25 protein-coding genes and 1 riboswitch are annotated in these 26,156 nt (G+C 72.3%); of the genes, 17 read left to right on the plus strand and 8 right to left on the minus strand.

Features of this window, described 5'->3' with window-relative positions; genetic code table 11:
* Window positions 1–15: 15 nt before the first annotated feature.
* The 3 genes from macS to ACLVWQ_RS30130 all read left to right on the plus strand — a co-directional run bounded on the left by macS (window position 16) and on the right by ACLVWQ_RS30130 (window position 3,073).
* Window positions 16–1,224, plus strand: coding sequence for a MacS family sensor histidine kinase (macS, locus tag ACLVWQ_RS30120; RefSeq protein WP_414112380.1), 1,209 nt, complete (start codon window positions 16–18; stop codon window positions 1,222–1,224).
* Window positions 1,221–1,901 carry a response regulator gene (locus ACLVWQ_RS30125; RefSeq protein ID WP_414112381.1) on the plus strand — a complete coding sequence of 227 codons (681 nt, stop codon included), beginning with the start codon at window positions 1,221–1,223 and terminating at the stop codon, window positions 1,899–1,901. Before macS ends, ACLVWQ_RS30125 begins: the two co-directional genes overlap by 4 nt.
* Before the next feature lie 143 nt (window positions 1,902–2,044).
* Complete coding sequence (locus tag ACLVWQ_RS30130; protein ID WP_414112382.1) at window positions 2,045–3,073, plus strand: 6-phosphofructokinase; 1,029 nt, start codon at window positions 2,045–2,047, stop codon at window positions 3,071–3,073.
* Between the two features lie 162 nt (window positions 3,074–3,235).
* Here the strand turns inward: ACLVWQ_RS30130 and ACLVWQ_RS30135 are convergent, their stop codons facing one another.
* Complete coding sequence (locus ACLVWQ_RS30135) at window positions 3,236–5,113, minus strand: anthranilate synthase family protein (protein WP_414112383.1); 1,878 nt, start codon at window positions 5,111–5,113, stop codon at window positions 3,236–3,238.
* Between the two features lie 295 nt (window positions 5,114–5,408).
* Between ACLVWQ_RS30135 and ACLVWQ_RS30140 the strand changes: the two genes are divergently transcribed.
* Together ACLVWQ_RS30140 and ACLVWQ_RS30145 are read left to right on the plus strand one after the other, a co-directional pair.
* Window positions 5,409–6,761, plus strand: a complete 1,353-nt coding sequence (locus tag ACLVWQ_RS30140; RefSeq protein ID WP_414112384.1) for a class II 3-deoxy-7-phosphoheptulonate synthase — start codon at window positions 5,409–5,411, stop codon at window positions 6,759–6,761.
* Window positions 6,762–6,932: 171 nt separating this feature from the next.
* Window positions 6,933–7,181, plus strand: coding sequence for a bacterioferritin-associated ferredoxin (locus tag ACLVWQ_RS30145; protein WP_414112385.1), 249 nt, complete (start codon window positions 6,933–6,935; stop codon window positions 7,179–7,181).
* Window positions 7,182–7,228: 47 nt separating this feature from the next.
* Here the strand turns inward: ACLVWQ_RS30145 and bfr are convergent, their stop codons facing one another.
* Window positions 7,229–7,708, minus strand: coding sequence for a bacterioferritin (gene bfr / locus ACLVWQ_RS30150; RefSeq protein ID WP_414112386.1), 480 nt, complete (start codon window positions 7,706–7,708; stop codon window positions 7,229–7,231).
* 184 nt (window positions 7,709–7,892) lie between these two features.
* Here bfr and ACLVWQ_RS30155 point away from each other — a divergent pair, with 184 nt between their 5' ends.
* The 6 genes from ACLVWQ_RS30155 (at window position 7,893) to ACLVWQ_RS30180 (ending at window position 14,036) form a co-directional block, all read left to right on the plus strand.
* Window positions 7,893–8,525 carry a sulfite oxidase-like oxidoreductase gene (locus tag ACLVWQ_RS30155; protein WP_414112387.1) on the plus strand — a complete coding sequence of 211 codons (633 nt, stop codon included), beginning with the start codon at window positions 7,893–7,895 and terminating at the stop codon, window positions 8,523–8,525.
* 252 nt (window positions 8,526–8,777) lie between these two features.
* On the plus strand, window positions 8,778–9,476 hold the full coding sequence (locus tag ACLVWQ_RS30160; RefSeq protein WP_414112388.1) for a Crp/Fnr family transcriptional regulator: 699 nt from the start codon (window positions 8,778–8,780) through the stop codon (window positions 9,474–9,476).
* 105 nt (window positions 9,477–9,581) lie between these two features.
* A complete protein-coding gene (locus ACLVWQ_RS30165) occupies window positions 9,582–10,319 on the plus strand; it encodes a hypothetical protein (protein WP_414112389.1) in 738 nt (245 codons plus the stop codon).
* Window positions 10,316–12,496: a hypothetical protein gene (locus tag ACLVWQ_RS30170; RefSeq protein ID WP_414112390.1), complete on the plus strand. Its 2,181-nt coding sequence runs from the start codon at window positions 10,316–10,318 to the stop codon at window positions 12,494–12,496. The genes ACLVWQ_RS30165 and ACLVWQ_RS30170 overlap by 4 nt, the downstream gene beginning before the upstream one ends.
* Complete coding sequence (locus ACLVWQ_RS30175; RefSeq protein WP_414112391.1) at window positions 12,493–13,548, plus strand: hypothetical protein; 1,056 nt, start codon at window positions 12,493–12,495, stop codon at window positions 13,546–13,548. Before ACLVWQ_RS30170 ends, ACLVWQ_RS30175 begins: the two co-directional genes overlap by 4 nt.
* Window positions 13,545–14,036, plus strand: coding sequence for a Pycsar system effector family protein (locus ACLVWQ_RS30180; RefSeq protein ID WP_414112392.1), 492 nt, complete (start codon window positions 13,545–13,547; stop codon window positions 14,034–14,036). The genes ACLVWQ_RS30175 and ACLVWQ_RS30180 overlap by 4 nt, the downstream gene beginning before the upstream one ends.
* A gap of 36 nt (window positions 14,037–14,072) precedes the next feature.
* Here ACLVWQ_RS30180 and ACLVWQ_RS30185 read toward each other — a convergent pair whose 3' ends face one another.
* The 5 genes from ACLVWQ_RS30185 to thiO form a co-directional block, all read right to left on the minus strand.
* Window positions 14,073–14,942 (minus strand): deoxyribonuclease IV, encoded by an 870-nt coding sequence (locus tag ACLVWQ_RS30185; RefSeq protein WP_414112393.1) that lies wholly within the window; start codon window positions 14,940–14,942, stop codon window positions 14,073–14,075.
* A 91-nt stretch (window positions 14,943–15,033) separates the two neighbouring features.
* Window positions 15,034–16,986: a Stk1 family PASTA domain-containing Ser/Thr kinase gene (gene pknB / locus ACLVWQ_RS30190; RefSeq protein ID WP_414112394.1), complete on the minus strand. Its 1,953-nt coding sequence runs from the start codon at window positions 16,984–16,986 to the stop codon at window positions 15,034–15,036.
* 167 nt (window positions 16,987–17,153) lie between these two features.
* Window positions 17,154–17,966 (minus strand): thiazole synthase, encoded by an 813-nt coding sequence (locus tag ACLVWQ_RS30195; protein ID WP_414112395.1) that lies wholly within the window; start codon window positions 17,964–17,966, stop codon window positions 17,154–17,156.
* A gap of 3 nt (window positions 17,967–17,969) precedes the next feature.
* Window positions 17,970–18,170 carry a sulfur carrier protein ThiS gene (gene thiS / locus ACLVWQ_RS30200; RefSeq protein ID WP_414112501.1) on the minus strand — a complete coding sequence of 67 codons (201 nt, stop codon included), beginning with the start codon at window positions 18,168–18,170 and terminating at the stop codon, window positions 17,970–17,972.
* A 2-nt stretch (window positions 18,171–18,172) separates the two neighbouring features.
* Entirely contained in the window at window positions 18,173–19,372 is a 1,200-nt protein-coding gene (gene thiO / locus ACLVWQ_RS30205) for a glycine oxidase ThiO (RefSeq protein WP_414112396.1), read from the minus strand.
* A 39-nt stretch (window positions 19,373–19,411) separates the two neighbouring features.
* A riboswitch (TPP riboswitch) is annotated at window positions 19,412–19,525 on the minus strand.
* 52 nt (window positions 19,526–19,577) lie between these two features.
* Between thiO and ACLVWQ_RS30210 the strand changes: the two genes are divergently transcribed.
* From ACLVWQ_RS30210 to ACLVWQ_RS30235, 6 genes are all read left to right on the plus strand, one after another.
* On the plus strand, window positions 19,578–19,922 hold the full coding sequence (locus tag ACLVWQ_RS30210) for a hypothetical protein (RefSeq protein ID WP_414112397.1): 345 nt from the start codon (window positions 19,578–19,580) through the stop codon (window positions 19,920–19,922).
* Window positions 19,923–19,997: 75 nt separating this feature from the next.
* Complete coding sequence (locus ACLVWQ_RS30215) at window positions 19,998–21,236, plus strand: NAD(P)/FAD-dependent oxidoreductase (protein WP_414112398.1); 1,239 nt, start codon at window positions 19,998–20,000, stop codon at window positions 21,234–21,236.
* 55 nt (window positions 21,237–21,291) lie between these two features.
* Window positions 21,292–21,663 (plus strand): Rv2175c family DNA-binding protein, encoded by a 372-nt coding sequence (locus tag ACLVWQ_RS30220; RefSeq protein ID WP_414112399.1) that lies wholly within the window; start codon window positions 21,292–21,294, stop codon window positions 21,661–21,663.
* Between the two features lie 113 nt (window positions 21,664–21,776).
* The gene (thiE, locus tag ACLVWQ_RS30225) at window positions 21,777–22,427 is read left to right on the plus strand and encodes a thiamine phosphate synthase (protein ID WP_414112400.1); all 651 of its coding nucleotides are present in this window, start codon (window positions 21,777–21,779) and stop codon (window positions 22,425–22,427) included.
* 110 nt (window positions 22,428–22,537) lie between these two features.
* Complete coding sequence (gene metF, locus ACLVWQ_RS30230) at window positions 22,538–23,461, plus strand: methylenetetrahydrofolate reductase [NAD(P)H] (RefSeq protein WP_414112401.1); 924 nt, start codon at window positions 22,538–22,540, stop codon at window positions 23,459–23,461.
* A gap of 57 nt (window positions 23,462–23,518) precedes the next feature.
* Window positions 23,519–24,535, plus strand: a complete 1,017-nt coding sequence (locus tag ACLVWQ_RS30235) for a hypothetical protein (protein ID WP_414112402.1) — start codon at window positions 23,519–23,521, stop codon at window positions 24,533–24,535.
* Between the two features lie 39 nt (window positions 24,536–24,574).
* Here the strand turns inward: ACLVWQ_RS30235 and ACLVWQ_RS30240 are convergent, their stop codons facing one another.
* Complete coding sequence (locus ACLVWQ_RS30240; protein WP_414112403.1) at window positions 24,575–26,089, minus strand: phytoene desaturase family protein; 1,515 nt, start codon at window positions 26,087–26,089, stop codon at window positions 24,575–24,577.
* Window positions 26,090–26,156: the final 67 nt, after the last annotated feature.

The following is a 26,156-nucleotide window of genomic DNA, read 5'->3' on the forward strand; positions in this document are numbered from 1 at the left end:
GGGGTAGTGGGGGACATGGCCAAGCGCGAGCGAGTCATGAGGATGTCGGTCGAACAGCCGCTGTGGCGCGCGCTCACCGGGTACCGCGTCCTGACGCTGTTCTACGCGATCGGTCTCTTCGTCACGCACTACGACAAGTTCGTACGTCCCGAAGTGGCCGTCGGATACTTCCTGGTGCTCTTCGTGTGGACCTTCGCGACGCTGCCCAAGGTGGCGAGCGCGGCGGGCTGCACCAAGCGCTTCCTCGCGGCCGACCTGACCATCGCCCTCACCGGCATCCTGCTCACCCCGGTCGCGGACGCCCACGAGCGGATCGTGGCGGGCGGCCCGACCCTCCCGTCGATATGGACCGCGGGCTCCGTGCTGGCGTTCGCGATCAAGGGCGGCTGGCGCTGGGCGGCCTTCGCCTCGGCGCTCGTCGGGGTCGCCAACGTCGTACAGCGCGGCGCCCTCAGCCAGGACACCCTCCACAACGTGGTCCTGGTCTGGGTCTCCTCCATCGCCATCGGGTACGTGGTCGAGGTCGCCCGCGCCTCCGAGCGCACCCTGGCCCGCGCCCTGGAGATCGAGGCGGCGACGCGCGAGCGCGAGCGGCTGGCCCGGGACATCCACGACGGTGTCCTCCAGGTGCTCGCCATGGTGCAGCGGCGCGGTTCCGCCATCGGCGGCGAGGCCGCGGACCTGGGGCGCCTCGCGGGCGAGCAGGAGGTGGCGCTGCGCACCCTGGTCTCCGGCGGGCTCGTATCCGTCTCGCGGGTGTCGGAGGACGAGGCCGAGGGCGCCGTCGTACGCACGGTGGACGAGCCCGACCCGCAGGACGACCTGGCCCCCCGCGACCTGCGCCCGCTGCTCGCCCCGTACGCCACCGCGAAGGTGACGCTCTCCGAGCCGGGCGCCCCGGTGCCGCTCGTGGCCGGAGCCGCCAGGGAACTGGCCGCCGCCGTCGGGGCCGCCCTGGACAATGTGGACCGCCACGCGGGCGAGGGCGCGCGGGCGTGGATCCTGGTCGAGGACGAACCGGACGCGGTGATCGTGACGGTGCGCGACGACGGCCCCGGCATCCCCGAGGGGCGGCTCGCCCAGGCAGAGGGGGAGGGGCGGCTCGGTGTGGCCCTGTCGATCCGCGGCCGGCTGCGCGAGATCGGGGGCACGGCCGAGGTGATCTCGGTTCCGGGGCAGGGCACGGAAGTCGAACTGAAAGTACCGAAGGCGGCGAACGCATGACCGAGCGACAGGACCCGACCATCAGGGTCATGGTGGTCGACGACCATCCCATGTGGCGCGACGCGGTGGCGCGCGACCTGGCCGAGTCCGGGTTCGACGTGGTCGCGACCGCGGGCGACGGCGAACAGGCGGTGCGCCGCGCACAGGCCGTCGGGCCCGACGTCCTCGTACTGGACCTGAACCTGCCCGCGAAGCCCGGCGTGCAGGTCTGCAAGGAGCTCGTCGGCTTCAACCCCGCCCTGCGCGTCCTGGTCCTCTCCGCGAGCGGCGAGCACGCCGACGTCCTGGAGGCGGTCAAGTCGGGTGCCACCGGCTATCTGCTCAAGTCGGCCTCCACGGAGGAGCTGATCGACGCGGTGCGCCGTACCGCCGTCGGCGACCCCGTGTTCACCCCGGGGCTCGCGGGCCTGGTCCTCGGCGAGTACCGCAGGCTCGCCTCCGACCCCGGGCCCGCCGTCGGCGGCGGTGAGCCGCGGGCCCCGCAGCTCACCGACCGCGAGACCGAGGTGCTCCGGCTGGTGGCCAAGGGCCTGAGCTACAAGCAGATCGCCGAGCGCCTCGTCATCTCCCACCGCACCGTGCAGAACCACGTGCAGAACACCCTGGGCAAGCTCCAGTTGCACAACCGGGTGGAACTGGTGCGCTACGCCATAGAGCGGGGCCTCGACGACGCGTAAACCCACCGATACACACCAACGAGTGATGGCAGGTGATCAACTCCCGCACATTGCACCGGAATTGACCTTCCGCCCCCTCCTTGAGTGACCTGGATCACTATTAGCGTGAGTTCCGTCAGCCACCCATGGCGAAGGGACTTTCCATGCGGGTCGGAGTACTGACCGGAGGCGGCGACTGCCCCGGGCTCAACGCCGTCATCCGGGGCATCGTCCGCAAGGGCGTGCAGGAGTACGGCTATGACTTCACCGGCTTCCGGGACGGCTGGAGGGGTCCGCTGGAAGGCGACTTCGTCCGGCTCGACATTCCCGCCGTTCGAGGCATCCTGCCGCGCGGCGGCACCATTCTCGGATCCTCGCGCACCAACCCCCTGAAGGCCGAGAACGGTATCCGCCGGATCAAGGACAACCTCGCCAAGTGCGAGGTGGACGCCCTGATCGCGATCGGCGGTGAGGACACGCTGGGGGTCGCGGCGCGCCTCACCGACGAGTACGGGGTGCCCGTCGTCGGCGTACCGAAGACGATCGACAACGACCTGTCCGCCACCGACTACACCTTCGGGTTCGACACCGCCGTCGGGATCGCGACCGAGGCGATCGACCGCCTGCACACCACCGCCGAGTCGCACATGCGGGTGCTGGTCTGCGAGGTGATGGGCCGGCACTCGGGCTGGATCGCGCTCCACTCCGGCCTCGCGGGCGGCGCGAACGTCATCCTCATCCCCGAGCAGCGCTTCGACGTCGACCAGGTCTGCGCCTGGGTGACCTCGCGCTTCAAGGCCTCGTACGCGCCGATCGTGGTCGTCGCCGAGGGCGCGATGCCCAAGGACGGCGACATGGTCCTGAAGGACGGCACGCTGGACTCCTTCGGGCACGTGCGGCTGTCCGGGGTGGGGGAGTGGCTGGCCAAGGAGATCGAGCGCCGCACCGGCAAGGAGGCGCGGACGACGGTCCTCGGGCATGTCCAGCGGGGCGGGACCCCCAGCGCCTTCGACCGGTGGCTCGCCACGCGGTTCGGACTGCACGCCATCGACGCCGTGCGGGACGGGGACTTCGGCAAGATGGTGGCGCTGCGGGGCACCGACATCGTCCGCGTCCCCATCGCCGAGGCCACGGCCCGCCTGAAGACGGTGGACCCCCGGCTGTACGAGGAGGTAGGAGTCTTCTTCGGCTGACCCCGGCCCGAGTTTCCTCGCCCCCGCCGCCCCTTCCCGTCCCGTCCCTGGGGGCTGCGCCCCCAGACCCCCGCCAACAGATTGCGCAGTTCCCCGCGCCCCCATATGGGGGCGCGGGGAACTGCGCAACGGGGGTTCGGGGGCGAGGGAAGGCCCCGCTCCCTAGAACGTGCCGGTGCCCGCTCCCGCCCCCACCCGCGCCACCAGTTCCCGCACCACGTCCACCCCACGCAGCGTCAACACCGACTCCGGATGGAACTGCACCCCCGCGAACCCGGCCCCCCGCAGCGCGTGCACCTCACCCGCCCGGGTGCGCGCCACCTCGACCCCGTGAGCGGCCAGCTCACCCGCGGCCTCGTTGTCGCACCGTGCCACGAAGCTGTTGTAGAAGCCGACGGTCTCCGGCCGCCCGAACAGGTCGATGTCCGTCTGGGCCCCCTGGTACGGCACGTCCTTGCGCACGATCTCCAGCCCCAGCTCCGCCGCGATCAGCTCATGGCCGAGGCAAACCCCCAGCACCCCGTGCCGGTGCCCGCGCAGCGCCTCGGCGGTGAGCCCGCGCAGGAACGCCATCTTCGGGTCCGTCATGTCCGACGGGTCGCCAGGACCGGGGCCGAGCACCAGCGGCCCCTCGTGGGCGAGGGCGGCCTCCCGCAGCCCCGCCTCGTCGTACCGCCGCACGGTCACCGCGAGACCGGACGAACGCAGCAGATGCGCCAGCATCGCCGTGAAGGTGTCCTCCCCGTCCACGACCAGCGCATGGCCCGCGGACTGCCCCGCGGACCGTCCCGCCGGCCCCTGCATCCGCAGCCAGAACGGCGCCAGCGAGGCCCGCCGCCCGTCGAGCGCGGCCCGTACCCGCGGATCGTCCGCGAGACCGGGCCGCGCGCCGCTCCCGCCCGGCCGCCCGGGGCGTACGCCGAGCGCGGCCAGTACCCCCGCCGCCTTCGCGTGGGTCTCCGCGACCTCGCCCGCCGGATCCGACCCACGGACCAGCGTGGCGCCCACCGGCACCCGCAGCCCTCCGCCCCCGTCGATGTCGGCGGTCCTGATGAGGATGGGGGAGTCCAGGGTCTGGGCACCGCCCGCGTCGTGCCCGATCAGGGCGAGGGCCCCGGCGTAGTAGCCGCGCCCGCCGACCTCGTGCCGCTCGATCACCCGGCAGGCGTTCTGCACCGGCGACCCGGTGACGGTCGCGGCGAACATGGTCTCCTTCAGCACCTCGCGCACGTCCAGCGACGACTTGCCCCGCAACTCGTACTCGGTGTGCGCGAGATGAGCCATCTCCTTCAGCCGCGGCCCGATCACGACCCCGCCCATGTCGCCGACCGTGCACATCATCTTGAGTTCCTCGTCGACGACCATGGAGAGCTCCTCGATCTCCTTGCCGTCGGCCAGGAACTCCAGCAGGCCCTCCGGGGTCGGCCCCTCGGCGGGATAGCGGTACGTCCCGCTGATCGGGTTCATCACGACGGTCCCGCCGGACATCCGCACATGCACCTCGGGGCTGGCCCCGACCAGCGTCCGCTCCCCGGTGTGCACCACGAACGTCCAGTACGCGCCCCGCTCGCCCACCAGCAGCCGCCGGAAGAGCGCCAGCGCGTCGGCCCGCCCGAACCCCGGGATCCGCCCCTCGTACGTCCGCCGGACGACGAAGTTCGCGCCCTCGCCCCGGCCGATCTCCTCGTGCAGCACCCGCCCGACGATCTCGGCGTACGCCTCGTCCGTGACGTCGAACCCGCCGTCCTCGACCCGCACGTCGTGCACGGGCAGCTCCGACAGGGCCTGCTCCAGGGAGAGTCCGAACGCCAGCTCCGGCGTGAGCACCGAGAGCGGGGTGCCGTCGTCGTGGACGTCGAAGCCGCGCTCGCGGATCTGGCGGTACGGGACGAGGGCGAGCCCCTCGGGGATGTCGGCCAGCCGTTCGTACTCGCGCACGGGGCCGAGCAGCACCTCGACGGTGTCGTGGTCGTGGCCGGGTGTGCGGCGGCGCAGCAGGGCGAACGGGCGGGGATCGTCCAGCAGATCGAGCAGGTTCATGGGTCCGGGTTCCTTCTCGGCTTCTCGGCTTGCCGGCGTCTCGGGTGGAGAGCGCTGGGGGAGAGAGCGGTGGGGAGGAACGGTCCCGGTCGCGGAAACGCCGAAGGCCGCCCCTCGGGCGGCCTTCGCGAAGTCGTGCGTACGCGCAGTCAGTGGGCCGCCGGAAGAGCGGGCCACCACCAGTTCTGGTTCTGGGTCGAGTGCGCGGACATGGGCGCACCCTACCCCATGATCGGCTGTCTCAATTGCTGAGCATGGGGAGGAACGCCCGACACGACCCCGTAATGTTGAGGGCGTGACCGTGAACGTTAAGACCAGCGCGAGCGCTGGCAACACCTGGCGAGACCTGCCCGCGGCGCAGCAGCCCGAGTACCCGGATGCCGAGGCTCTGCGCGAAGTGATCGCGGACCTCGAGTCGTATCCGCCACTCGTCTTCGCGGGCGAGTGCGACCAGCTGCGCGCCCGGTTGGGGGCCGTCGCCAAGGGCGAGGCGTTCCTTCTTCAGGGCGGCGACTGCGCCGAGGCCTTCGACGCCGTGTCGGCCGACCACATCCGCAACAAGCTGAAGACCCTGCTCCAGATGGGCGCCGTCCTCACCTACGCGGCGTCCGTGCCGGTCGTGAAGGTCGGCCGGATCGCCGGCCAGTACTCCAAGCCGCGCTCCAAGGGCACCGAGACCCGCGACGGCGTGACGCTGCCCACGTACCGGGGCGACTCGGTCAACGGCTTCGACTTCAACGAGAAGGCCCGGATCCCGGACCCCGAGCGCCTGAAGCGGATGTACAACGCCTCCGCCTCGACGCTCAACCTGGTCCGCGCCTTCACCACCGGCGGGTACGCCGACCTGCGCCAGGTGCACGCCTGGAACCAGGACTTCGTACGGACCTCGCCGTCCGGGCAGCGCTACGAGCAGCTGGCGCGCGAGATCGACCAGGCGCTGCACTTCATGCAGGCCTGCGGGGCGGACCCGGAGGAGTTCAGGACCGTCGAGTTCTACGCCTCCCACGAGGCGCTGCTCCTCGCCTACGAGTCGGCGCTGACCAGGGTCGACTCCCGCACCGGAAAGCTGTACGACGTCTCGGGCCACATGGTGTGGATCGGTGAGCGCACCCGGCAGCTGGACGGCGCGCACATCGAGTTCGCGTCGAAGATCAGCAACCCGATCGGGATCAAGCTCGGCCCGACGACGACCGCCGAGGACGCGCTCCAGTACATCGAGCGGCTCGACCCGGACCGTGAGCCGGGCCGGCTGACCTTCATCGTCCGCATGGGCGCCGACAAGGTCCGCGACAAGCTGCCCGAGCTGGTCGAGAAGGTCACCGCCTCGGGCGCGACCGTCGCCTGGATCACCGACCCGATGCACGGCAACACGTACGAGGCCGCCTCGGGCCACAAGACCCGGCGCTTCGACGACGTGCTCGACGAGGTCAAGGGCTTCTTCGAGGTCCACAAGACGCTCGGCACCCATCCGGGCGGCATCCACGTCGAGCTCACCGGTGACGACGTCACCGAGTGCGTGGGCGGCGGCGACGAGATCTTCGTCGACGATCTGCACCAGCGCTACGAGACGGCCTGCGACCCGCGGCTGAACCGCAGCCAGTCCCTCGACCTGGCGTTTTTGGTGGCGGAGATGTACCGCGACCAGTAGCGGATCACCAGCCGTCCCGGCTGTCACGAGCCTGTGCGGTGGGGCGCGGATCACATACGATCCGCGCCCCACCGCACTTTTGCGGCCCGGACTCGACGGGTAAGGTTAGGTTAGCCTCACCGATCTTCGGGATGGCACGACCTATCGCATCCCGTCGGGAGGTGGCACCGCGTGTTCGTCTGCAACTGCTTCGGTGTGACCGAGGCACAGGTGAAGGAGCACGCGCAGGGCGGCGCCTGCACTCCCCGGCAGATCGCGTCCGCCTGCAAGGCGGGCACCGACTGCGGATCCTGTGTACGGCGTATCCAGGCACTGCTGGGCCGGGGCGCGTACCCCGTTCGCGAGCCGGCGGACCAGGGCGTGGCCGTGCTCTCCGGCGCGGAGCCGGCCGAGACGGCGACGCTGAAAGAGGCCGCCTAGCCCCACCGCGGGCCCGGCCCGGTCGCGGCCCGGTTCCTCACCCGGTGCTAGCTCTCGGGCTGCTCGATGAGCTGCGCGATGTAGAGCGCCTCGCCGAGCTTCTCCACCAGTTCCAGCTGGGTGTCCAGGTAGTCGATGTGGTGCTCCTCGTCCTCCAGGATCGACTCGAAGATGTTCGCGGACGTGATGTCGCCCTTGGTCCGCATGACCTCGATGCCGCGCCTGAGCCGGTCGATCGCCTCGACCTCCACCTGCCGGTCCGCCTGGAACATCTCGGTGACCGTCTGGCCGACCCGGACGTGGAAGAGCCGCTGGTAGTTCGGCAGGCCGTCCAGGAAGAGGATCCGGTCGGTCAGCAGCTCCGCGTGCTTCATCTCGTCGAAGGACTCGCTCCGCGTGTACTTCGCGAGCTTCGTCCAGCCGAAGTTCTCCTGCATCTTCGCGTGCAGGAAGTACTGGTTGATCGCGGTGAGCTCGGCGGTGAGCTGCTCGTTGAGAAATTCGATGACCTCGGGGTCGCCCTGCATCGCAGAGGCTCCTTCCAGGCAAGGGGAACTGGTGGGTTGCGCCGCATGATTGCACCGGCGTCGAAGATCGTCCAGTAAGTGCATGCTTAGTAAGTAAGTACAGGCTTAGTCCATATTGTTCCGATTGGTCGGGTGGGTACGGACCTGGTCGTGCCCACCGTGCCGGGTCTGTCAGGATGGAGTCATGGGTCAGCCGGTGGGTCGTGAATCTGGGGAAGCAGCGAAGGCGGAGCTTCCACCGGGACAGCGACTGCAGAAGGGCTGGCCGGTCACGCACTACGGGCCCGTACCGAAGTTCCGCCCCGAGCGCTGGGAGTTCAGGGTCTTCGGGGCCACCGCCGACAGCGAGAAGCACTGCTGGACCCACGACGAGTTCACGGCCCTGCCGTATACGACGGTGGTGGCCGATCTGCACTGCGTCACCAAGTTCAGCATGATCGGCGCGGAGTGGGGCGGCGTCCCGGCCCGCACGATCCTGGACCTCGCCCCGCCCGCACCGGCCGTCACCCACGTCATGGTCTGGGCGGAGTACGGCTTCAGCTCGAATCTGCGCCTGGACGACTTCGCGTCCGAGCGCTCGATCCTCGCCACCCACAAGGACGGCGAGCTGCTCACCGCGGAGCACGGCTTCCCGGTGCGCCTCGTCGTGCCCCAGCTGTACGCCTGGAAGGGCCCCAAGTGGGTCCGCGGCGTGGAGTACATGACCGCCGACCGCCGCGGCTTCTGGGAGGAGCGCGGCTACCACAACGTCGGCGACCCCTGGCGGGAACAGCGCTACTCGTACCAGGAGGAGCCGGGCGACGGCCCCGAGCTCTGACGTCCCCCTGCCGGTGGCGGTCCGGCGCACCGGCGCACCGGTGCGAGGCTCCCGGTCGGGCGCCGTATACCCGGCAGGGGTACCTGCGGGAGGGGTTGGGCGGCGTTCCGGTAATCGGCGGCACCATGTGTGCCCGGAGCGCTACTGTGTGACCCCTGTCTGGCGGGCGACGGCGGGTGCAGACGGACCGGTGGGGCACCTGGGGGTTCCGCTTGCGGTCCGGTCGGGGGCGAGCGGGGTCGGGGGACGACGGTGGGGCTGTTCGGAGAGCGGCGTACTTTCTTAGAGGGCCTCGGTCCGGCGGACCGAGAGGCGCTGACGGGTCTCGGCACCCGGCACGAGTACCCGGCGTACGACATGGTTCTCACCGAGGGCGACCGCACCACGTTCGTGGTGGTCCTGCTCAGCGGCTGGTGCACGGTGTGGACACCGACCGAGCGCGGCGGCCGGGTGATCCTGGCCCTGCGGCGGGCCGGTGAGGCCGTGGGCGACATGGCGGCGCTCGACGGCCGTCCGCGCAGCGCCTCGGTGAGCGCACTCGGCCCGGTGACCGGACTGGTCGTACCCGGTGAGCGCTTCCGGTGGTTCCTGGCGTCGCGACCGCACGCCAACGCCCTGATGATGAGCCAGCTCACCGAGCGACTGCGCAGCGCGGACCATGAGCGCCGTGCCCTCGCCTCCATGACGGTGCTCCAGCGGCTCGCGGAGCGCCTGGTCGAACTCGCCGACCGCACCGGCCGGCTGGAGAACGAGGTCGTCACCCTGCGGCTGCCCCTCGCACAGCACGAACTGGCCGCGTCGGTCGGATCCACCCGCGAGGCCGTCGCCAAGGCTCTGCGGCTGCTGCGAGAACAGGGCCTGGTCCGCACCGGCCCCGGCACCCTCGCCGTCGCCGACCTGGACCCGCTCCGCCTGCTCGCCGCCGGACAGCCGCAGCGCACGGAGACCTAGAAGAACCGAGTCCCGTGCTGTGTAAACGGCTACAGCGACGAGCCCTCGACTCCGCGAACATCCAGGGAGCCGACGGCCGGCGGGACGGCAGGGAGGGGAAGAACGATGGAGGGGGAAGCCGCGTACGGCTTCATCGTCAACGTGGACGCGCAGGGCTCGGGCCTGCTGTCCGACACCGAGAAACCCGAGATGCGCAGGAGGCTCTACGGCGTCACGGGCGCCGCGTTCGACCAGGCGGGCATCCGTGCGCCCGGCCTCTACCAGGAGGACCGCGGCGACGGCATCCTCAGCGTGCTCGCGCCCGAAGTGCCGCCCCGGCGGGTGATGGGGGAGTGGCTGGAGTACCTCCACCAGAACCTGCGGGAGGCCAACCGCGGCCTGAAGACCCCGCTGCGGCTGCGCGCGGGCCTGCACATCGGCCCGGTCACAGCCGACGCGCACGGACGTTCCGGGCAGGCCGTCGACCTGGCCTGCCGCCTCGGCGACTGCGCCACGGCGAAGGCGATCCTCACGGCCTCGCACGACGCCCCTCTGGTGGTGGCCGCCTCCGACCGGTTGTACGAGGACGTCGTCCGCGCCGGCGGACGCTGGGTGGACCCGGAGCACTACCGCGCGCACACCGTGGACCTCAAGGAGGGCCCCAGGCGCGCCTGGTTCATGGTCCCGGGGCTGTCCCGGCCGCCCGAACCGGCCGAGCCGGGCCGGGACACCCCGCCCCGGCCGGCGCCCGAAGCCGGCGGGGACGGCGTGGTGATGAACAACCACCACCACGGCAGCGGGCAGTTCATCGCCGGCGGACGCATCGACACCATCAACATCAACCCTCAGGGCGGTGACCGGTGAACGCGCAGCAGCCCCAGCCTCCGCAGGGCAACCCTCAGCCTCAGCAGCAGAGCCCCGAGTCCGACAACGCGGCGGGCGCCGAACCGGGAACCGGCCCCGAGCAGTCCGACCTCATCGGCGGCGGGGCCGCCGACCCGCTCGGCGGAGAGGCGCTGCCCGGAGCCGCCGCCGCCGCCTCCCGGATCTACCGGTCGACCCTGAGCTCGCACGGATCCAGCACCCTCATCAGTTCCGGATCCATCGACGCCGTCAACATCTACGGGCAGCGCGCCGAGCGGCTGCTCGCCGGCCCACTGCCGGAGGACGAACTGGCCAGGCTGCGCCGGGTCTTCCAGGAACCGGGGGACTACGGCGAGTACCGCGAGCAACTGCGCGGCGGACGGCTCCTGGTGCTGCTCGGCCAGCCCGGCACCGGCCGTGCCTACACCGCACTGTCCCTGCTGGACGACCTGACCCGCGGCCGGGTCTCCCGACTCGACCCGCGCACCGACCTCGACACGCTGCACGACGACCAGATCGGCGCGGGCCACGGCTACGCGCTGGAACCCAGTGCCACCGGACTGCCGGACGAGACCGGCCTCGACCGGCTCTGCGAACTGCTCGGCAAGAAGCAGGCGTACGCGGTTCTGCTGGCCACGCCCGAGCCCGGTGACGTGCTCTCCCGGAGCGGGCGCTACCACCGCACCCATACCCCGGCGCTCCAGGCCGCGGTACTGGAGGGCCACCTCGCCACCGAACTCGACGGCGCGGGGGACGGGTTGCACGAACGGGCCCGCGCCACGGCCCTCGACCCGGAGATACTCGACGCCACGGGTCTCGACGAACTGCGGCCGGCGGAGGCGGCCCACTTCGCGGTGCTGCTGGCCCGCAACGCCCGGGACGAACTCACCCACGGTGAACTCCTCGCCGAATGCCGGAGGTTCGCCGAGAACCAGGCAGCCGAATGGTTCGCGGGCGGCCTCAGGTCCGAGACCCCTGAGCGCCTGCGGGACGCCGCCTACCGGATCGCCGTGGCCGTGCTCGACGGGGCCTCACTGAGCGCCGTCGCCGAGGCCGCCGAGGTGCTCGCCTGGGAACTGGCCGTCACCGTCGATCCTGAGGCAGCCCCCGGGCGACCGCTGTTCAGCGACGGGGTCGACGCCCGGCTGGTCTCCGCCCGCGCGGTCGCCGAGCTGGGCACGGAGGAGGTCGGCACCGAAGAGGTACCGGTGCGCACGGTGCGCTTCGGGGGCGAGTCGCTGGCACCGGCGGTCCTCGGCCATCTGTGGCAGCACCGGCACAACGCGCGGGGGCCCGTACTGCGCTGGCTGGCGGGGCTGAGCGAGGACAACCGGCCCCAGGTCTGGGTGCGGGCCGCCGTCGCGGCCGGGCAGCTGTGCCGGCTGGACTGCTCGCACACCGTCCACGAACTGGTCCAGCCCATGGCCAGGGCCGACGCCGCCCGGCGCCGCGTGTTCGCCGCGACGGTGCTCGACGTGGCCCTCCGCTCCCCGGCGGTCGGCGGCGCGATCCGCGCCCTGGTCGGCTCCTGGGCCCGGCACGACCACGAGCAGCTGCGCTGGACGGCGGGAGCCGTACTCGGCCGGGGCCGGGCCACGCCCACCGTCCGTGAGGCGCTGGACCTGCTCGGCGGGATCGGCGTCCGGGACGAGGGCGGACTGCGGGCCGACGCGGCGGTCCAGATCGCCCACCTCGCCGGCGTCCACCCCGAGGCGCAGACCTTCCGCCGGATCCGCGCCTGGCTGTCCGACGAACGGCGGCCCCAGCAGGACCTCGGCCTGCAGAGCACGGTCTACCTCGCCTCCGTCCCCGTGTCCGACCTCTGGAACCGGCACCAGGACCTGGAGGGCTACGGCGACTGGCCGCTGATGCTGGCCCTGGCGGCCGTCAGGCCCGCCCTGGCCCAGGAGCTCGCGGGGCTGCTGTGGACCGCGTTGCAGACCTCCCGGTCGTACGAGGCGGCCGTCGCGACCCTGTCCGACTGGCTGCGCGGCTCGGCCGACCAGCCCTGGGCCGACCGGCTGGAGCGCTTCCTGCCGCTGCTGGTGCTCGGCCACGACGACCGGAACCGGTTGCTGTCCCTGATCAAAGAACTGTCCGAAGACCCCGACCAGCCGCTGAACGAACAGCAGGTCCGCCGCCTGTGGGAGGCGGTCCAGGGAGCGAGTACGCCATGACGCACAACCAGTGGGGCCAGCCCCAGCACCAGGAGTTCGTCCTTCCCCACGACCTCAGAGGCCCCTTTGTCAGAGAGTTCGCCTCGCAGGCCTCCTACCGGCACCGCAACAGCCAGGTGGCCTCGGTGCTCTTCTACCGCAACGGCGGGCACAGCATCATCACCGTCCGGGGCGCCGAGCACTTCGACAAGCCGCTGATGGGCAAGCCCACCTCGGTGTGCTGGATCGCCCGCGGCCGGTACCAGGTCTCCTTCCAGATGGAACTGCCCACCTACGGCGACCGGTCGACGTTCAAAGTCGGAGCCGACGTCAACTGGGAGGTGCGCGACTTCTACCTGGTCGCCGAGAAACGGGTGGTCGACGTGGAGCGCATGCTGCGCCCACCGCTGGAGGCCCGGCTGCGCGGGGTCAGCAGGCGCTACGGCCTGGACTCGGCCCAGCAGGTCGACGAGGCGATCCAGGACGAACTGGCCAGCGGCCGGTGGAACGACTTCGGTGCCGATCTCGGCCTGGCCACCCAGGTCTACATCCGCATCGACCTCGGCCGCGCGGCCGCCGAGCACCAGGCCCAGATGGTCGCGGTGGAGAAGGGCAGCAAGGTCCAGGAAGCCATCGACACCGCGAACAAGGCACGTATCGCCGCCAACCTCGACGACGCGCAGAACCTGATCGCCGCGGGCGAGACCTTCCAGTACGCCACACTGCTCGCCCAGGACCCGAGCCGGGCCCACGAGATCCTGGGGGTGCTCCAGCAGCAGGCCCGCGAACAGCGCAAGGGCGCGCTGGACTACCTGACCAGCCTGATCAAACAGGGTGTGGTCCAGCGCCACCAGATCGACGACCAGGTCCAGGCACTCATCGACTACAGCCGTAGCGCCGCCACCGACGTCTTCTCCGCGGGACTGCCGCAGGCCCCGACCTCGCTGCCGATACCGCCGATGCCGTCCGCGCTGCCGGCCGACGCGCCGCCGATCCCGCCCGCCCGTCCGGCGGACACCGCCGAAGAGGGGGCGGGAGCGCCGTACGACTCCGGCCCGGGGGCACACGGGTGAGCGCGGACGATCCGGACGCCGCCGCGCGCTATGTCGCCGAACAACTGCTGCTGACCGTGCGCGAGGACCTGGGCAGGGCGGACGTCAAGGCGTCGGTCCTGCTCTCGGGCGCCGTGGCGGTGCCCGCGCTGGTGCTCGGCAGGGACGTCCCGTCCGGCGCCTCCGGCCTCGTCCTGGTGTTCCTCGCGGCCGGCGGGGCGCTCTGGGCGGCCGGTGCGCTGCTGCTCCTGGCGGTGATCGTGCCCCGCACCGGTACGGTCCGCTCGGTACCGGGCCCGACGTTCTACGCCGACGCCCTCACCACCGCGGACCCGGCCGCGCTGCGCCGCGCCGCCGCCGAGGCGGGCACGGACCGGTTGGGGTGGCTGCTGACCCAGTTCCAGGACGTCAGCGTCATCCTCTCGGCCAAGTACCGCTGGCTGCGCCGCTCGATGGCACTGCTCGGGGCGGGACTGCTGCTGTCGGCCCTGACGCTGGCCGTGGGCTGACCGACCTGGCCCGACCCGACGTCACCGGGGCCGTCCTCAGCCGTCCCGCAGCTTCTTCAGGCGCGCCACGTCCGTCGCGTGGCCCTCCTTGCCGCCGGGGGTCTCGATGACCAGCGGTACGCCCTCGGTGGCGGGGTGGGTCATCAGGGCGCGGAACGGGTCCTCGCCGATGTGGCCCGCGCCGATGTTCTCGTGGCGGTCCTTGTGGGCGCCCGCCACGTCCTTGGAGTCGTTGGCGTGGATCAGCTTCAGACGGCCCTCGCCGACCGTGTCCACCAGCAGATCGAGGGTCTGGTGCATGCCGCTGGGCCCGGTGAGGTCGTGGCCCGCGGCGAAGATGTGGCAGGTGTCCAGGCAGACGCCGAGCTTCGGGTGGGCGTCGAGCGCCTCGAAGTACGGTCCGAAGTCCCAGGTCCGCGAGCAGAGCGAGGAGCCCTGGCCCGCGGTCGACTCCAGGAGCAGGAACGGGTCGTCGTCGTGGGTCAGCTCGTCGAGCAGCGGCAGCAGATACGCGCGCACCTGGGCCAGCGCGACCGAGCGCTCCCGGCCGCCGGTCGCCGAGCCCGTGTGCACGACCACGCCCAGCGCCCCGATCGCGCGGCCCCGGCGCAGCGAGTGCCGCAGCGACTCCACCGACTTCTCCACGGTCGCCTCGGTGTGCGAGCCGAAGTTGATCAGGTAGGGCGCGTGGACGTACGCGGGAATCGACTCGGCGGCGCAGGCCGCGCGGAACGCCTCGTCCTGGGCCGGGTTCCCGGGCGGTGTCGCCCAGCCGCGCGGGTTGGCGACGAAGACCTGGACGGTCTCGGCGGCCAGTTCACGCGCGTACGAGAGGCCTACGGAGGCGAGGCCTCCGGCGACCGGGACATGGCCGCCGACGGGGTTGCGGGACTGCTGAGTGCTCACCCGCCAAGGGTGTCACGCGGCCCCGGACGCCTTGGACGCCCCCTGGCCGGGCGTGCCCCGGCCAGGGGCACGCCCGGCCAGGGGGCGCGGTTCAGCGGATCACGATGGTGATCTTCGAACCCTTGGGTGCCGTCTCGCCGCCCTCGGTCGACTGGCTCTTGACCGTGTCGCCGAAGAGACCCAGCAGACCGCGGTCCTCCTTGACCTCGAAGCCGGCCGCCTCCAGCTCGTCCCTCGCGTCGTCGACGTTGTCGCCCACGACGTCCGGGACCTCGATCAGCGGCGGGCCCTTGGACACCTTCAGGGTCACGGTGTCGCCCAGCGCCGCTTCGCTGTCGGGGTCGAGCGACTGCTCCGCCACCTGGCCGGCCTCGGCGTCGGACGTGACCCGCTCGGCGGCGACCTTGACCGTCAGACCCGCCTCAGCCAGCTCCTGCCTGGCGTCCTCCAGGTCGTCGCCGACCACGTCGGGCACGTCCACCGGACGGCCCTTGCTGACGACGAGCGCGATGGCCGAACCGCCGCGGCGCTCGGTGCCCGCCGCCGGCTTCGTACCGATCACGAAGCCGATCGCGACCTCGTCGCTGAAGTCCTTGGTGACCATGCCGGCCGCGAGCCCCTCGTCCGCCAGCCGCTCCTTGGCCTTGTCGAGCGCGAAGCCCTCCAGGTCCGGCACCCGCACGATGTTCGGGCCCTTGGAGACCGTCAGCGTCACGGAGGCGTTGTCGCGGATCCGGGTGGCGGGCTTGGGATCGCTGCTGATGACCCGGCCGAGCTTGACCGTGTCGCTGAACGCGGTCTTCACCCGCTTCACGTCGAGCCCGGCGTCCTGGATGCGCCGGGTGGCCTGCGCCTCGGTCTTGTTGAGGACCGCCGGGACCTCGGTGAACTGGCCGGAGTTGATGTACCAGACCCCCGCGCCGACCCCGAGGGCCAGCAGCACCGCGGCGACGATCGCGAGCACGCCCCGGCGCGGTGCCAGGGTGCGGCCGCGCCGCGGGGGCTCGGGCGGCGGGGAGGGCAGGACGCTGGTGTGGTGGACGTCCGCGTCGTCGTCGTTCACCGGGAGGAGCCGGGGGACCGACAGCGAGCGCGGGATCACGCTCGTACGGTTGTCGGCGCCCGAGCGGTCCGCGGCGAGCGCCCCGGGCGGTACGGCGTCCAGCTGCTCGTCGCTCAGCGCGCTGCGCGTGTCCAGGGTCTGGGCCAGCAGCGCCACCGCGTCGTACGGGCGGGTCTCGGGGTCGCGGGCGGTCGCCGAGGCGACCAGCTCGTCCAGCTCGTACGCCAGGCCGGGCACGGCCGCCGACGCCGGGGGCACGTCCTCGTGGAGGTGCTTGTAGAGGATCGCGGCGGGTGAGTCGCCCAGGTGCGGCCGGTCGCCGGTGAGCATCTCGAAGAGCAGGATGCCGCACGCGTACACGTCGACCCGGGGGTCGGCCGTGCCGTGCTCTATCTGCTCCGGCGCGAGATACGACACCGTGCCCAGCACGGCACCCGTCGTGTGGGTGACCGTGTCCACGGCCCGTACGAGACCGAAGTCCGCCACCTTCACCCGGCCGTCGTCCCCTATCAGGACGTTCTCCGGTTTCATGTCGCGGTGCACGAACCCGGCGCGGTGCGCGGCGCCGAGCGCGGCGAGGACCGGCTCCAGGATGTCCAGCGCCGCCCGCGGCTGGAGCGCCCCGCGCTCGCGCAGTACGTCGCGCAGGGTGCAGCCGGCCACGTACTCCATCGCGAGATAGACGTAACCGCCGTCGGTGCCCTGGTCGAAGACCTGGACCACGTTCGGATGGGCGAGCCTGGCCACCGACTTGGCCTCGCGGATGAAGCGGTCGACGAAGGTGCCGTCGGCCGCCAGGGCCGGATGCATCACCTTGAGCGCGAGCACCCGGTCGAGGCGGGTGTCCACGGCCCGGTAGACCGTGGCCATCCCACCGACCGCGATGCGCGCCTCGACGCGATACCGGCCGTCGAGCACATGCCCGACCATGGGGTCTCCCCGGCCGGAGGCTGGGGAAGGGTCCTGAAGGGTCGTGTCCACGCAGGTGAGTGTACGAGCCGCCACTGTCGGAGCCGCCCGCACGGACGGTTGTGGGGCGGTACTGAAGCCGAGCTGTGACGCATCTCGTACGGTGACCGCCGCGGCATCGCGGCCGGCTCGGGGCGGATGTTCAGGACAGATGTCCGGAGACGGGTTCAGGCCAGCGCTCAGAAAGCGGGGCGTTCCGGGTCGAGTCGGGCCATTCCGTCCACCGGGGACGACGCCTCGGCGAAGTGGCGGCGCGGAATGCGGCCCGCCCGGTGCGCGAGCCGGCCCGCCTCGACCGCGTGCCGCATGCCCTCGGCCATGAGGACGGGCTCCTGCGCCCGGGTCACGGCCGAGGCGAGCATCACACCGGCGCAGCCCAGCTCCATGGCGAGCGCGGCGTCCGACGCCGTACCGGCTCCCGCGTCCAGGATCACCGGCACGCGCGCGTGCTCCACGATCAGCTGGAAGTTGTGCGGGTTGCGGATCCCGAGCCCCGACCCGATGGGCGACCCGAGCGGCATCACCGCCGCGCAGCCCACGTCCTCCAGCTTCCGTGCGAGCACCGGGTCGTCGTTCGTGTACGGGAGGACCGTGAAGCCGTCGTCGACGAGGGTCTCGGCGGCGTCCAGCAGCTCGATCGGGTCGGGCAGCAGGGTGCGCTCGTCGGCGATGACCTCCAGTTTGACGAGGTCCGTGCCGAGCGCCTCACGCGCCAGGCGGGCCGTCAGGACGGCCTCCCCGGCGGTGAAACAGCCCGCGGTGTTGGGCAGGACGCGGATGCCGAGCCGGTCCAGCACGGCGAGCACCGAACCGTGCGGCCCGTGCGAACCGGGTGCTCCGGTGCTCACCCGCCGCATCGCGACCGTCGTCAGCTCCGTGCCGGACGCGACGAGCGAACGCTCCAGGACGTCGAGGCTCGGGGCGCCCCCGGTGCCCATGATCAGCCGGGACGCGTAGGACGTACTGCCGAGGACGAAGGGATCGTCGGCCATGGGTCAGCCTCCTTGGACGGCGGTGAGTACTTCGACGCGGTCGCCCTCGCGCAGGAGGGTCCTGGGCCACTGCGCACGCGGGACGACGGTCTCGTTGAGCGCGGCGGCGACCCCGGAGGGTGCCGCGCTCAACGCGGCGACGAGGGCGTCGAGGGCGGTGCCGGGGGCGAGTTGCCGCCGCTCCCCGTTGACGAGGACGGTCACGCTCATGCGGGCTGCTCCGTGAGTGCGGCGGCGTCGAGCGCGGAGGCCGCGAACCGCCCGGGGGTGAACGGGCGGGCCTCCTCCGGGAGTTCGCCGGTGACCAGGGCGTGCGCCAGGGCGTCGCCGGTGACCGGGGTCAGCAGCACGCCGTTGCGGTGGTGGCCGGTCGCCAGGAGCAGCCCGGGAAGCCCGCTGGGGCCGAGCAGGGGCGCGTTGTCGGGGGAGCAGGGGCGCAGTCCGGCCCGCGTCTCGGTGAGCGGCAGTTCGGTGATGCCGGGGACGAGTTCATGGGCGTCCCGCAGGAGTCCGTACACGCCGCCCGCGGTGACCGTGGTGTCCCAGCCCAGCTCCTCGCTGGTCGCGCCGACGACGAGCTCGCCGTTCTCGCGCGGCACCAGATAGACGTGGCTGCCGCGGACCACGGCCCGCACGGTCCGGCTCAGGAAGGGCCCGTGCCGCTCCGGCATGGTCAGCCGCAGTACCTGTCCCTTCACCGGACGCACCGGCGGCAGTACGTGCTCGGGCACGCCCGCCAGCCGTCCGCTGAGGCTGCCCGCGGCGAGGACGACCTGCCCCGCGGCCCGTTCGGTGCCGTCCCTCGTGAGGACTCCGGCGGCCCGGCCCCCTACGACGGTCAGGCGCTCGGCCCAGGTCCGGTGGAACTGCACACCGGCCCGTTCGCAGGCCGTGACCAGGGCTCTGGCGAGCCGGCGCGGATCGATCTGGTGGTCGCCGTCCACCCGCAGCCCGCCGCGCACGCCCGGCGCGAGCATCGGCTCCAGACGCCGGCACTCACGGCCGGTCAGCCACTGGGACTCCAGGCCCGAACGCTGCTGAAGGGTGTGCAGTTCGCGCAGCTGCGCGCGGTCGTCGGCGTCGAGCGCGACGGTCAGCGTGCCGCACCGCCGGTAGCCCAGCTCCTCGCCGGTCGCCTCGGTCAGCTCGGCGACGAAGTCCGGATAGCGCCGCGCCGAGGCGAGGTTGAGCCCGAGCAGGGTCTGCTCGCCGTGGTGCAGCTCGGTGACGGCGGCCAGCATCCCGGCCGCGACCTGCGCGGCGCCGCCGCCGGGCGCCGGATCCACGACCGCGGTCGTGAACCCGCGCCGGGCCGCCCGCCAGGCGGTGACCAGACCGATGATCCCGCCTCCGACGACCAGGACGTCGGCAGAACCGGCCGAATCGGACGCACGTGGAGAGGACACAGGTGGAGATGAGGATGAAGGTGCTTGCGGTGTACGCGACATGGGCGTCCAGCCCCTCCCTTCGCCGGCATGACCCGGATCAGGTTCGTACGGTCGGAGGCCGTCCCAGCCTCCCTCTCAGCCCGGTACGTCCGGGCTCCCGCGAGTGCTTTACGTTGGCCACCCTAGCTCTTCGTCCCGCACCGCAGTAAGGGAGCCGCACGGCATGGCCCGCTCGCTCGACGGACTCGTCCTCGCCCCCGTGGCCGACCAGGCACCGGGTCAGGTGGGGGCGCGCACCCGGTTCGCGTACCACGAGGAGGACGGCCTGATCTGGGCCGAGTACGCGGGCGGCGACGTCGTACGCGGCCACCTCGTGGGTACCCGCGAGGGCGACCGGCTCGACTTCCGGTACGTGCAGTTGAAGGCCGACGGCACCACCTCCTCGGGGCACTGCGTGTCCCAGGTCACCGAGACCGCCGACGGCCGGGCCCGGCTGGCGGAGACCTGGCAGTGGGAGTCCCAGGAAGGCAGCGGGACAAGCGTGGTCGAAGAGGTCACCGCGGACTGACGCGGACCGACGCTGTGCAACAGCTCACCGGTCGCCCCCCTGACCGTCGATTTCACCCGTGTCTATGGTGATCGGGTGAGCGAGCTGACACAGGAACCGGGTCCGGCGGCGCGGGAGCGCGTCGTGATCGTCGGTGCGGGCATGGCCGGGGTGCAGACGGCCGTGGCCCTGAGGGAACGGGGCTTCGGCGGGAGCGTGACCCTGATCGGCGCGGAGCCCCATCAGCCGTACGACCGCCCGCCGCTGTCCAAGGCCGTCCTGCTCGGCAAGGCCGAGGGGTCCGCCTTCGACGTCGACTTCGAGGCCCTCGACGTCCGGCTGCGCCTGGGGCTCGAAGTGACCGGCGTACGCCCCGCCCGGCGCGAACTCGACACGGCGGAAGGGCCCGTCCCGTACGACGTCCTGGTCCTCGCCACGGGAGCGGAACCGATCCGGCTGCCCGGCACCGAGGGCGTACCCGGAGTGCATCTGCTGCGCACCCTCGACGACGCCGAGCGGCTGCGTCCCGTCCTCGCCCGCCGGCACGACATCGTGGTGGTGGGCGCGGGCTGGATCGGCGCCGAGTTCGCCACGGCGGCCCGTGAGGCGGGCTGCTCGGTGACCGTCGTCGAGGCCGCCGACCGGCCGCTCGCCGGCGCGCTGCCCGCCGAGGTGGCCGCTCCGATGACCACCTGGTACGCGGACAGCGGGGCGTCGCTGCGCACCCACGCGCGCGTGGAGCGCGTCGAGCCCGGCGCGGTGGTGCTGGACGACGGCTCGCGCCTGCCCGCGGACGCCGTCGTCGTCGGCATCGGGGCGCGGCCCGCCACGGCCTGGCTGGCCGGCTCGGGCATCGAGCTCGGGACGCACGGGGAGATCGTCGCCGACGACCGGCTGCGCACCCGCGTGCCGGACGTGTACGCGGTCGGCGACTGCGCCTCGTTCCCGTCGGGCCGCTACGGCGAGCGCCTGCTCGTCCACCACTGGGACAACGCGCTCCAGGGACCGCGCACGGTCGCGGCGAACATCGCCGGTGAGACGTCCGCGCCGTACGACCCGGTGCCCTACTTCTGGTCCGAGCAGTTCGGCCGCTTCGTCCAGTACGCGGGGCACCACGCGACCGCGGACACCCTGCTCTGGCGGGGTGATCCGGCCGGGCCCTCCTGGTCGGTGTGCTGGCTCCGCGACGGCCGCCTGGTCGCGGTCCTGGCAGTGGGCAGGCCCCGGGACCTGGCACAGGGCCGACGCCTGATCGAGGCGGGGGCCGTGATGGATCCCACGGCGCTGGCGGATCCGGCGCGGCCTCTGAAGACGGCGGTCGCGGCCCGTGGGTGACCCGGTCGACGGACCCGGGTACCCACTGTCGGTGGGAGATGGCAGGCTTGTGTGCGTGACCGAGATTGACGCAAAGATCGATGCTCTCGTCCCCGCCTGGCTCACCCTCCCCGACATCGCCGAGAAGTTCGGCGTCGAGGTGACGCGCGTCCGGCAGCTGGTCAGGGAAGGCCAGCTCATCGCCGTACGCCGTGGTGAGAACCGCGCGCTGCACGTCCCCGCCGCTTTCATCGACGTGGACGAGCAGAAGGTCGTCAAGGGCCTGTCCGGCACCCTGACGCTCCTGAGGGACGACGGCTACAACGACGAAGAGATGCTCGAGTGGCTCTTCACCCCCGACGAGAGCCTGCCCGGCACGCCCGCGCAGGCTCTGAGTGAGAATCGCGGCACGGAGGTGAAGCGCCGCGCCCAGGCGCTCGCCGTCTGACCTGATCACGCCACACGCCACACGCCACACGCAGATGCCGTACGGCGTACGGGCCGCGCTCCCCGTGGCCCGTACGCCACCGACACGGCAGACACGACACGGGGGACCCACGCATGCCCGAATCCGCCGCACGCGCGCAGCTCGCCGACGCCCGGGTCTACCTGTGCACGGACGCCCGCAGACGCCAGGGCGACCTCGCCGGCTTCCTGGACGCGGTCCTCGCGGGCGGCGTGGACATCGTGCAGCTGCGGGACAAGGGCATGGAGGCCGCCGAGGAGCTCGACCACCTCGCCGTTCTCGCGGAGGCCTGCCGCCGGCACGGCAAGCTGCTCGCGGTGAACGACCGGGCCGACGTGGCCCACGCCGTCGGGGCCGACGTCCTGCACCTCGGCCAGGGCGACCTCCCCGTGCCCGCGGCCCGCGCGATCCTCGGCGAGGACGTCCTGATCGGGCGCTCCACCCACGCCGCTCCCGAGGCCTCGGCCGCCGCCGTCCAGGGCGGCGTCGACTACTTCTGCACCGGCCCCTGCTGGCCGACCCCCACCAAACCGGGGCGCCACGCCCCGGGCCTCGACCTGGTCCGGTACACGGCCGCGCTCGCCACGGACCGCCCCTGGTTCGCGATCGGCGGCATCGACCTCGGCAACCTCGACGAGGTGCTGGCAGCGGGCGCCCGCCGGGTCGTCGTCGTCCGGGCGATCACCGAGGCCGACGACCCGGGCGCGGCGGCGGCGCAGTTCGCGAAGCGGCTGCGGGCGGCGTGAGGCGGGAGACCGGGGGCCGGGCTGTCCGAGGAGTGGACAACAAATCGACAAAGCAGGCGAATTCTCCTCATCCGGTTGGGGGACCGCCTTCCCCTGGCTAACCTGCGGGTATGGCCTTCGGATCTGCCTCCACCAGAACTGACCGCGCACGCACCGTGCGGGACATGCTCGCGACCGGCAAGACGACCTATTCGTTCGAATTCTGGGCGCCGAAGACCGAAAAAGGCGAGCGGAATCTGTGGAACGCGCTGCGCAGGGTCGAGGCGGTGGCCCCCAGCTTCGTCTCCGTGACGTACGGCGCGGGCGGCACCACTCGCGCGGGCACGGTCAAGGCGACGGAACAGATCGTCTCCGACACGACGCTCACCCCGGTCGCCCACCTCACCGCCGTCGACCACTCCGTCGCGGAACTGCGCAACATCATCGGCCAGTACGCGGACGCCGGCATCAGGAACATCCTCGCGGTGCGCGGCGACCCGCCCGGCGACCCCATGGCCGACTGGGTGGCGCACCCCCGGGGGCTGACCTACGCCGCCGAACTGGTCCGGCTCATCAAGGAGTCGGGTGACTTCTGCGTGGGTGTCGCGGCCTTCCCGGAGATGCACCCGCGGTCCGCGGACTGGGACGCGGACGTGGCGAACTTCGTCGACAAGTGCCGGGCCGGCGCCGACTACGCGATCACGCAGATGTTCTTCCAGCCGGACGCGTACCTGAGACTGCGTGACCGGGTCGACACGGCGGGCTGCGCGACGCCGGTCATCCCCGAGGTCATGCCGGTGACCAGCGTGAAGATGCTGGAGCGGCTGCCCAAACTGAGCAACGCCTCGTTCCCCGACGCCCTGAAAGAGCGGATCCTCGCGGTCAAGGACGATCCGACGGCTGTACGCTCCATCGGTATCGAGTTCGCCACGGAGTTCTGCGCGAGGCTGCTGGCCGAGGGAGTCCCCGGACTGCATTTCATTACGCTGAACAACTCCACCGCGACGCTGGAAATCTACGAGAACCTGGGCCTGCATCACCCACAGCAGGCCTAGACCGGCCGCATCGTCGTACGACACACTGCGTAACGGCCACCTGGGAGAGGGGCGTACATGGGCTGGACGGTCCTCTACATCGCATTCGGCATTGTCGCGCTGTGGCTGCTCGGCGAGGTACTGCTGCAGTACAAGGCACGGCTGCGCTGGCGGCTGCTGGCCTTCGGCGGCTTCCTCGGAGTGGTCGTCGGTGTCCTGATCGCGGCCGTCGTGGTCATCGGTCTGGGCGCGGCCGCCTTCGCCGTCGGGCAGACGTACGTCACGCTGTCGTTCCGCAGCGGCTTCGCGTCCGGCTGGGCCGTCTCCGGGCGCCCGAGCCTCACCAAGCGCCGCAGGGGCGAACCCGACCGTCAGGAACCGTCGTTGGAGGTCACGGACCTCCAGGCCACGGACGGCGGAACGTATCCTCGCGACGACTTCGGCCGCAACGAGAGCTTCGGCCGCGAGGAGAGCTTCGGACGCGACGACTCGGTCTTCGGGCAGAGCCCCGCGAACGCCGCCGAGACGGCCGCCGTCTACGAGCCGCAGCCGCTGCCCGACGAGACGGGCCAGTACGGGGTCTACAGCGCCGCCGCGTACGCGGCGGCCACCGAGCAGGCGGCGTACGCGGCCTCCGCCCAGGGACAGGCACAGGGCCAGGCGCAGGACCAGGGCCAGCCCCAGGACCAGTTCGCCCAGAACTACGGGTACGACGGCTACACCGGCTACGACCAGCAGCAGTACGGCTACGACACCGGACAACAGCAGCAGTACGCCGCCTACTCCGACCCGTACATCGGCTCGCAGTCCTATGACGCGGGCTCCTACGGCCAGTCCTACGACGCCTCGCAGCAGCAGTACGGGCAGCAGGGGCAACAGGAACAGCCGGGGCAGCAGGGGCAGCAGGGCTACGGACAGGACCAGTACGCCGCGGGCACCTACGGCGGCGAGACCCCGGCCGGCGGCGTCTGGGTGCCGCAGCAGCGGAACACCGAGGACCCGTACGGAGGCGAACTCCCGCCGGAGCAGTCCTACCCGTACGAGGGCAACGGGCCGCAGCAGGGCGGGTACGACGAGCAGCAGTACCGGTACTGAAGCGGGCGCCGCCCGACCGGGGCGCCCGCCCCACGGGCGTCACCGCGAACCTTGGAAGTCCGGTCCTTCCACGATCAGTCCGGCGACCAGCGCGCCCGACATGCCCGCGTGCGGAAGCCCGCCGCCGGGGTGCGCCCAGCCACCGACCGCGAACAGGCCGGGTACGCGGGTGGCGTTGGACGGCCGCAGCAGGATGCCGTCCCCGCCGGCCAGCGCGGGAGCGGGCACACCGCCGCCCCCGGCTCCGGTCTCCCGCTCCGTGTGCAGCGGCGTCCGTACCTCGCGCCACAGCATGCGCCCGCGCAGGTCCGGCACCGCCCGCTCGGCGGCGGCGACCATACGGTCCGCGAATGCGTCGGCGGCGCCGGGCGCGGTCCAGTCGTGCCGCGCGAGGGACGGCACCGTCGCCGTGAGGACCACGGACTCGTGGGCGTCGTCCGGGCGCAGCAGCGGATCGTCCGGACGGTCCACCCACACCGTGGGCCGCGGCGCCGCCCCGCCCGTCCCGAAGGTGTGGTCCAGCTCCTCGGCCCGGTCCGCGGTGTGCACGACCGTGCGGTGCGCGGTGCCCGGCGCGCGCGGGCCGCGCAGGGCGAGACAGACCACGGCCCGGCCGCAGGACAGGGACGCGGGGCGCGGCGGCGGCGCCTGGCCCGCGTACAGGTCCGCGCGGCCCGTCAGGCTCTCCAGCAGCTCCGGCGGGCCGCCCACCACGAAGTCCGCCTCGGCGGCGGTCCCGTCGCGCAGCTCCACCCCGGTCGCCCGGCCGTCCTTCTCGGTGACCGAGACGACCTCGGCGCCGAAGACGAACTCCACCCGGCGGGCCAGGCAGCGCTCGTACACGGCGCGGGCCAGCTCACGGATCCCGCCGCGCACGTACCACGTGCCGAAGGCGTGCTCCATGTACGGCAGGACGGCCGCGCTCGCCGGGACCGCGCGCGGGTCGAGGCCGTACGCCAGCGCGTGGCTCTCCAGGAGGGCGGTGAGGCGGGGGTCGCCCAGCTCCCAGGCGCCGACCTCCGCGAGGCGGCCCGCCGTGCGGGTGCGCAGCAGGCGGCGCCGCCGTGGAGCGGGGTAGGGCTCGCGCTCGCCCAGCACCTGCCAGTCGGCCCACAGCGGCTCCTCCAGGAGAGGTCTGCGGGTCCGGTCCCAGGCCTCGCGCGCCCGGACCAGGAAGTCACCCCACCTCTCACCCGCGCCCGGCCCCAGGGCCCCGTCCAGGGCCGAGACGGCCCCGGCGCGTGAGGCGTTGGGCAGGGAGACGTCCGTGCCGTCGGCGAAGACGTGCCGTGCCGCCGGGTCGACCTGGACCAGGCCGACGCGGTCCTCCAGGGGCTCCTTGCCCGTCTTGACGAACAGGTCGCGGTAGACCGCGGGCACCTGGAGCAGTCCGGGGCCGGTGTCGAACGCGAAGCCGTCGCGCTCGAAGCGGCCCACCGCGCCGCCGTACGTCGCCGTGCGCTCGTACACCGTCACCCGGTGGCCCGCGACGGCCAGCCGGGCGGCGGCAGCCATCGCGCCCATCCCGGCGCCGATCACCACGATCCGTGCCATGCGAGGGACCTTATCGGCCGCCACCGACAACCGGGCCCCGGCCCCGGACCGTCGCGGGGGCCCGCCC

The sequence above is a fragment of the Streptomyces sp. CWNU-52B genome (genome assembly GCF_047444975.1).
In the GTDB taxonomy this organism is placed as follows: domain Bacteria; phylum Actinomycetota; class Actinomycetes; order Streptomycetales; family Streptomycetaceae; genus Streptomyces.